This is a genomic window from Variovorax sp. LG9.2, assembly GCF_035018885.1.
In the GTDB taxonomy this organism is placed as follows: Bacteria; Pseudomonadota; Gammaproteobacteria; order Burkholderiales; family Burkholderiaceae_C; genus Variovorax.
Genome location: NZ_JASJXB010000007.1, coordinates 241,469 through 248,389, shown reverse-complemented (window position 1 = coordinate 248,389; position 6,921 = coordinate 241,469). Strand labels below are relative to the sequence as shown.

Sequence of the window (6,921 nt, the reverse complement as noted above, 5' to 3'; positions counted from 1 at the left end):
GCAGCCGCGGCATCTTGTAGTTGACGACCGCCACGCCGACGGTGTCTTTGCTGCTCGATATGTCTCCGTGAATCATGATTCAACCTTGTCTGGGGCTTGTTAGACGAAAGTCATTCTGCAAAGCGGTCGCGTGGCGGCGAATACGTTGATTGACGTAGCCCCTTGCGGCTCGACGTGACGGCGCCGGTACGACCCCGGCGCGGTGTACCGTCTGTGTATTCCGGAATCGGACTACGTCAGCGGACAAACTCTGATGTGCGCCGGCGGACTCACAGGAATCTAAGAACATGCTGCCTCAATTGCACCGCCACGAATGGATGAGTGAAGAGATCGACGCGTTCCGCGAACAGGCGCGACGCTATATCGCCGGTGAGATGACGCCACAGCTCGACGGCTGGCGCCGTCAGGGCTTTATCCCGCGCGAGGTGTGGAAGCCGTTCGGTGCCATGGGCCTGTTGCTGCCCGAAATCGACGAAAGCTGGGGTGGCGCCGGTGCCAATCTCGCCTATCAGCTGGTGGTGCAAGACGAGCTCGCCAAGGCCGAGATCCCCGGCAACACAGCGGTTCACTCCATCGCCTCGCACTACATCCTGGCCTACGGCACCGAAGAACAAAAGCAGCGCTGGCTGCCCAAGCTCGCGAGCGGAGACATGCTGGCCGCCATCGCCATGACCGAGCCGAATTGCGGCTCCGATCTGAAGGCACTGCGCACCAAAGCTCGGCGCGACGGCGACCACTATGTCATCGACGGCGCCAAGACCTTCATCACCAATGGCTTCACCTGCAACCTGCTGGTGCTGGCGGTGCGCACCGGTGAGGCGGGGAGCCGTGGCGTGTCGCTGGTCGTGCTCGAAACCGAAGACCTGCCGGGCTTTCGTGTGGGGCGCCGGCTGGAAAAAATCGGCCAGCACGCCTCCGACACCGCCGAGCTGTTTTTCGACGGCGTACGCGTGCCGACCGACAACCTGGTGGGCGGCAAGGAGGGCGACGGCTTCATCCAGCTGATGAGCCAGTTGCCCTACGAGCGCATGTTGCTTGCCGTCTCCGCCGCTGCGGTGATCGAGCGCGCGCTCGAAGTGACGGTCGAGTACACCAAGGAACGCAAGGCCTTCGGCCAGAGCGTCTTCGACTTTCAGAACACCCGCTTCAAGCTCGCCGAAGTCGCGACGATGGCGCACGTGGTGCGCACCTTCGTCAACGACTGCACGCAGCGCCTGCTCGATGGCACGCTCGACAACGAGGCCGCCTACATGGCCAAGTGGTGGTGCTCCGAGCAGCAGTGCAAGGCGACGGACGAGTGCCTGCAGCTGTTCGGCGGCTACGGCTACATGGCCGAGTACCCGATCGCGCGGATGTACGCGGATGCGCGTGTGCAGCGCATCTACGGCGGCACGACCGAGGTCATGAAAGATCTGATCGCGCGCAAGCTTTAGCCGAACTCAGCTGGCGAGCAAGCCCTTCAACGCATCGTCCAGCACCTTGATGTCCGCCGGGCTGGTGCCCGGACCGCCGGCGAAGTGGCCCCAATGCGTCTCGACCACTTGCAGCGTCGCGTTGGGCATGTGCGCGACTTCGAACTCGTTGTCCGCGGGCGGAAAGTACAGGTCGGTCGACGCCGGCATGACGATCGCCTTGGCCTTGATCGCGCCGAGTGCCTTGACGAAGTCGCCGTTGAACAGCTCGTTGTTGCTGATGTCGCCGTTCTGCCAGGTCGACAGCATCGTGAGCAGGTTGTTCGCGTCTCGATTCAGGAAGAGTCCTTCCCAGAACCCGACCATGAAGTCTTCGAGCGAGGCGTAGCCCATCACCTCCATGTCGAGCTTGTGGCGATAGAACGCCTGCGAGAAGCCCCAGCCTGCATAGACGCGGCCAAAGGCGCGCAGGCCCTTGGTCGGTGGCGAGGTGTACCAGCCGTCTTCGAAGGCGACGTCGGCCAGCAGCGCGGCCTTGGCACCCTCGAGAAACACGTGGTTGTGGCGCGAACACTTGGCCGAGCCCATGAACGGCAGGATGCGTTCGACCATGTCCGGGTACATCGCTCCCCAGTGGTACGTTTGCAGCGCGCCCATCGACCAGCCCGTGACCAGCGCCACCTTTTCGATGCCAAAGAGTTCGGTCACCAGCTTGTGCTGGCACTTGACGTTGTCGTAGGCGGTAATGTCCGGAAATCGCGATGCGTTGTACGGTGCCGGATAGTTGCTGGCCGAGGTCGAGAGACCATTGCCCAGCATGTTGGGAATGATGATGAAGTACTTGGCCGGGTCGAGTGCCATGCCTGCACCGATGAGCCATTCGTTCTCGTAGTGCTGGCCTGAATACCAGGTAGGGTAGACGATGACATTGTCCTTGGCCGCGTTGAGCGTGCCAAAGGTCTTGTACGCCAGCTTGACGTCGCGCAGCGTCTTCTTGCACTGCAGAACGACATCGCCGAGGTCGAACATCTTGTAGTCGGTCATGGTGGTTCCTTGGTCGGGGGTGAAAATTAGGGAGAGTTCGGTTCAGGCCATCGCGGCCAGGCCGTGCGCCTCGGTCGCGGCCCAGCTGCAGCACACGCGCTGGCCCACCGACACGGGGTCGCCGAAGAAGGTGTTCTCTTCGACGTAGACCACGCAGCCGGGCGCCGTCGGGTCGTCGGTGACCAGGCTCACCTTCATGTAGATACCCTGGTATTCCAGCTCACGGACGCGGCCGCGCAAGGTGTTGACGGCCAGCACCATCGCATCGTCTTCGCCGGTGACGCGCATGCGGTCGCGGCGCACCGCAAAGGAGACGCCGGTGCCGATCGCGACCGAGGTCGAACCCAAGGTCGAGCCGGCAAAATCCTCGCGCGGCAGGCGGTAGCAAGCGCCCTGCGCACCGCGCAAGGTGACGAGGCCGGCATCGAGCTCGACCACCTCGCCGTGCATCACGTTCTGGCCGCCGATGAAGGCCGCGACGTACTCGGTGCGCGGCTGCGCATAGATCTCACGCGGCGGCGCCGACTGCGCGATGCGGCCCTTGTCCATCACGACCACCTGGTCGGCCACCGCGATGGCTTCGAGCTGTGTGTGCGTCACATGCACGAAGGTAATGCCCAGCTCGCGCTGCATGCCGCGCAGCTCGCCCCGCATCTGCAGGCGCAGGAATTCGTCGAGGGCCGACAACGGCTCATCCAGCAGCAGCACGGTCGGCCGCATGATGATGGCGCGGGCCAATGCCACCCGCTGTTGCTGGCCGCCGGACAGCTGGCCCGGCAAGCGGTCGGTCAATGCGGTCAGTTGCACTTGCTCGATGACGCGATCGGCCTCGTACATCCGCTCCTTCTTTGCAACGCCACGCACGCGCATCGCGAAGGCCACGTTGTCGCGCACGGAGAGATGCGGGAACAGCGCGTAGTTCTGGAACATCATCGCCGTGCCCCGCTCGCGCGGCGACTTGTCGATGACGTTCTTGCCGTCGATCAGGATGGCGCCTTCGCTCGGCGTCTCGTGACCAGCGATCATCCGCAGCATCGTCGTCTTGCCACAACCGCTCGGGCCGAGCAGACAGCAGTAGGTGCCAGCCTCTATGCGCAGGTCGATGTTGTCGACGGCGGTGGTGCCGTCGGCGTAGCGCTTGGTCAGTGCGGCCAGAACGACGCCGCCGTGTGCTGAATCAAGGGCTCCGGTCGGCACCACTGCGCCGACGGAAATCGGTGGTGAGGTGACGGCGGAAATTGAGGTTGCGTTGTCCATGTACATGGTGCCGTGCAGTCGATAGAAGATGGATGCGAAGTCGGTGTGTGCGATCTCGGCGCCTCAGTGCGCCGAAGGTGCCAGCCGCCGCCGCTGAATCACCACCACGGCAAGGATTGCCAGGCCGATGAAGAGAAACGAGATCGCCGTCGTCACCGTGCCCAGCGCATAGATCGTGGGCGACGTCACGTTCTGCGTCATGCTCCAGATCTCGATCGGCATGGTGTTGCGCGAGCCGGTGGTCTGCAGCGTGCGGGCGAATTCGTCGTAAGACAGCGTGAAGCCGAACAGTGCGATCGCAATGATCCCGGGCGCCAATATGGGCAGCACGATGAGGCGCAGCGTCTGTGCCGGTGTCGCGCCCATGTCGCGCGCCGCTTCCTCATACGCCGGGTTGAAGCGGCCGAACACCGCGAAGGTGATGAGCACACCGAACGGCAAGGTCCACGACAGCTGAGCGCCGAGTGCCGACGTCGTCCAGTCGGTCTGCCAGCCGAAGATGCTGAACATCAATCCGATGCCGATGCCAAGGATGTAGCCCGGCGCTGTCAGCGCGATGATCACGCCATAGAAAATGGCGGTGCTGCCGCGCACGTTGCGGCGGAAGCCGAGACCGGCCGCGACAGAGAAGACCACCGTGACGACCATCACCACCAGCGCCAGCGGAATCGAGCGCTGCACCGCGCCGGCGATGTCGCCGCTGCGGCCTTCCCACAGTTGACGGAACCAATGCACCGAGAGGCCGCGCATCGGGAAAGACAAGGCACCCTGCTCGCCCTGGAACGACAGCAGGTACATGCACAGCATCGGGCCGTAAAGGAACAGCACGTAGGCCGCGAAGAACAGCGCAAGTGCGTAGAAGGTCCATGGGCGCACAGGCGCATCACCCACCGAACGCTTGATCGCAGGGGCCGACATCGTCATGGTCATTGCCGCAGGTGTCGCCATGCCCTTACCTCTTCTGCACGAGTTCTTGCCGCACGTCGACGAAACGCGTGAGCACTGCGATCAACGCCGTCAGGATCAGCAGCAAGATCACAGCCGAGGCCGCAGCCGGCGGGAACAGCAAGGTCGACACGTTGTCGTACATGGCCGACACCACCGACGCCGAGCCACCGCCGCTCATCACCTTGACCACATAGAAGTCGCCCATCACCAGCGTGATGACGAAGATCGAGCCCATCACGATGCCGGACTTGGTGAGCGGCATCACCACCAGCAGCATCGTCTTCAGGCGGCTCGCGCCAGCGTCCCGCGCCGCCTCGAAAAGGTTGCGGTCAATGCGACTCATCGAGTTGAAAATCGGCACGATCATGAAGATGGTGAACAGGTGTACATACGCCACCACCACCGAGAAATCGGAGAACAGCAGGATGCGCAACGGCACCCGGATGAGGCCGAGTTTCATCAGCACGGTGTTGATGGCGCCCTGCTCCGCCAGCACCGGCATCCACGAGATCATGCGGATCACGTTCGATGTCCAGAAGGGCACCGTGCACAGCAAGAAGAGGCCGATGGCGACGGTGCGATTACGCACGTGGAACACCAGGAAGTACGCGACGAAGAAACCGATGACCGCCGACGCCGCCCAGGTCATGAGCGCGTACTTGATCATCTTCAGGTAGAGCGACACCGTCAGGCCGGAGGTCAGGATTGCCTGATAGTTCTCGAAGGTAAAGGCCGGAATGGTGTCGAAGCCGTCGGTCTTGAAGAAGCTGACGATCACCACGAACACCAGCGGCGCCGCGACGAAGAGCAGCAGCACCAACACCAGCGGCGTCAGTTGAAGATAGGACTTGGTTCGTTCGCGCATGCGTCGCTTCCGCTCCCGTCAAACGATCAAGCAGCCTTGAACTCGTTCCACCTTTGCACCATGTACTGGTTCTCGTCCATCACCGTGTTCCAGCAAGCGATGTTCGAGAAGCGCTGTGCCAGCGAGCCGCCGTCGCGCACCGTGTTGACCGCGCCGATCGGCTGGCCGTGGTCGCTCTTGATGACTTCGGCCGCGGGCTTGCCCATGTACCAGTAATCGAACTCCGCCGGCGTCATCTGCGACTTGGCAGTGCGCGGCACTGGGCTGTAGTAGCCGTGACGTGCCACGTACGCACCTTGCCATCCCGAGTAGTACCAGTTGAGGTACTCATAGGCAGCTTCGAGCTTCTTGCCGCTCAGGTGCTTCATCAGGCTCATGCCGTTGCACCAGCCGCGATACCCTTCCTTGCCGTTCGGCTTGATCGCCATTGGCGCGTAGACGCAGGGGATGCCTTTCTCCAGCACGGCAGTGACGGCTGGCGACCACATCGACTGAATGAATACTTCACCGCTAGCCATCAGCTCGACCGACTGCTCGAAGGTGCTCCACGAAGCGCGGAAGTGACCCTTCTTCTTCAGGTCGATCAGCGCATTGATCGTGATGTCTATCTCCTTCTTGGTCATGTTCCCCTTGTTGCCATAGACCAGGTCACCGCGCGACTCCAATGCTTGCGCAGCGTCCATGATCCCGATGTTGGGAATGTCCAGAATGGCGGCGCGGCCGGCGAACTTGGGGTCGATCAGGTCTTTCCACTCGGTGACTTCGCGGCCGACCTTGTCGGGGCGATAACCGAGCGAATCTGCGTTGAAGACCTGCGGCAGGAAGGTCAGGTATTGCTGCTGGCCTTCGACGATTTTCTTGGCCGCGGCGCTCTCGGTGTACATCACCTCGTAAGGCGAGATGCCCTGGCGCGAGATCTTGCGACCTTCATACACGCCGGTCGTGAAGATCGGCAGGATGCCGTCGAACTCCTTGATCTTCTTGGAGTCGATGCCCTGCAGCAGTTGCCGTTGCATCGCGACCTTGACCTGCCAGCCTTCCATGTCGGCGATGTCGACGCTGTTGGGCTGCGTGACAAAGCGGGTGATGGAAGCCGACGTATCGAGGTTTTGCATCTCGATCTTGAAACCGAGGTCCTTCGAAGCCTGCTCGCCGATCTCGCGTTGCACCGCATACGACACGCCGATGTGGCGAAGCGTGATGCCCTGGAAGTCGCGCTTCATGATCTGCGGAAATCCGGCGATCGGCATGCCTGCCAACGCGGTACCGACAGCGGCGCCGGCTGCAGCTTTCAACATGCCGCGGCGGCTGGTGCCAGGCGCGATTGCAGCGGCAGTGACCGCAGTGGCGGGCTTGTTGATCTCGTCGGTCATGGTGTCACTCCAAAGGGGTTTG

6 protein-coding genes and 1 pseudogene are annotated in these 6,921 nt (G+C 62.5%); 2 read left to right on the top strand and 5 right to left on the bottom strand.

Going from position 1 to position 6,921, the window contains the following annotated elements; all coding sequences use genetic code 11:
* Positions 1 to 196 precede the first annotated feature (196 nt).
* Positions 197 to 283, top strand: a pseudogene (locus QN413_RS10225) (3-oxoacyl-ACP reductase); the annotation flags it as partial.
* A 4-nt stretch (positions 284 to 287) separates the two neighbouring features.
* A complete protein-coding gene (locus tag QN413_RS10220; RefSeq protein ID WP_323496498.1) occupies positions 288 to 1,433 on the top strand; it encodes an acyl-CoA dehydrogenase family protein in 1,146 nt (381 codons plus the stop codon).
* Between the two features lie 6 nt (positions 1,434 to 1,439).
* On the opposite strand, the gene QN413_RS10215 is transcribed toward QN413_RS10220, so the two are convergent.
* The 5 genes from QN413_RS10215 to QN413_RS10195 form a co-directional block, all read right to left on the bottom strand.
* Positions 1,440 to 2,456, bottom strand: a complete 1,017-nt coding sequence (locus QN413_RS10215; RefSeq protein WP_323496497.1) for an alpha/beta fold hydrolase — start codon at positions 2,454 to 2,456, stop codon at positions 1,440 to 1,442.
* A gap of 42 nt (positions 2,457 to 2,498) precedes the next feature.
* On the bottom strand, positions 2,499 to 3,713 hold the full coding sequence (locus tag QN413_RS10210) for an ABC transporter ATP-binding protein (RefSeq protein ID WP_323496496.1): 1,215 nt from the start codon (positions 3,711 to 3,713) through the stop codon (positions 2,499 to 2,501).
* A gap of 63 nt (positions 3,714 to 3,776) precedes the next feature.
* Positions 3,777 to 4,631 (bottom strand): ABC transporter permease, encoded by an 855-nt coding sequence (locus QN413_RS10205; RefSeq protein ID WP_323496515.1) that lies wholly within the window; start codon positions 4,629 to 4,631, stop codon positions 3,777 to 3,779.
* A 34-nt stretch (positions 4,632 to 4,665) separates the two neighbouring features.
* The gene (locus QN413_RS10200; RefSeq protein ID WP_323496495.1) at positions 4,666 to 5,526 is read right to left on the bottom strand and encodes an ABC transporter permease; all 861 of its coding nucleotides are present in this window, start codon (positions 5,524 to 5,526) and stop codon (positions 4,666 to 4,668) included.
* A gap of 26 nt (positions 5,527 to 5,552) precedes the next feature.
* Positions 5,553 to 6,899, bottom strand: a complete 1,347-nt coding sequence (locus QN413_RS10195) for an ABC transporter substrate-binding protein (protein WP_323496494.1) — start codon at positions 6,897 to 6,899, stop codon at positions 5,553 to 5,555.
* Positions 6,900 to 6,921: the final 22 nt, after the last annotated feature.

Bases quoted from the DNA above. Each gene is read 5' to 3' on its own strand.
- QN413_RS10195 (WP_323496494.1), bottom strand. From the start codon at position 6,899: ATGACCGACGAGATCAACAAGCCCGCCACTGCGGTCACTGCCGCTGCA.
- QN413_RS10220 (WP_323496498.1), top strand. From the start codon at position 288: ATGCTGCCTCAATTGCACCGCCACGAATGGATGAGTGAAGAGATCGAC.
- QN413_RS10215 (WP_323496497.1), bottom strand. From the start codon at position 2,456: ATGACCGACTACAAGATGTTCGACCTCGGCGATGTCGTTCTGCAGTGC.
- QN413_RS10210 (WP_323496496.1), bottom strand. From the start codon at position 3,713: ATGGACAACGCAACCTCAATTTCCGCCGTCACCTCACCACCGATTTCC.
- QN413_RS10205 (WP_323496515.1), bottom strand. From the start codon at position 4,631: ATGTCGGCCCCTGCGATCAAGCGTTCGGTGGGTGATGCGCCTGTGCGC.
- QN413_RS10200 (WP_323496495.1), bottom strand. From the start codon at position 5,526: ATGCGCGAACGAACCAAGTCCTATCTTCAACTGACGCCGCTGGTGTTG.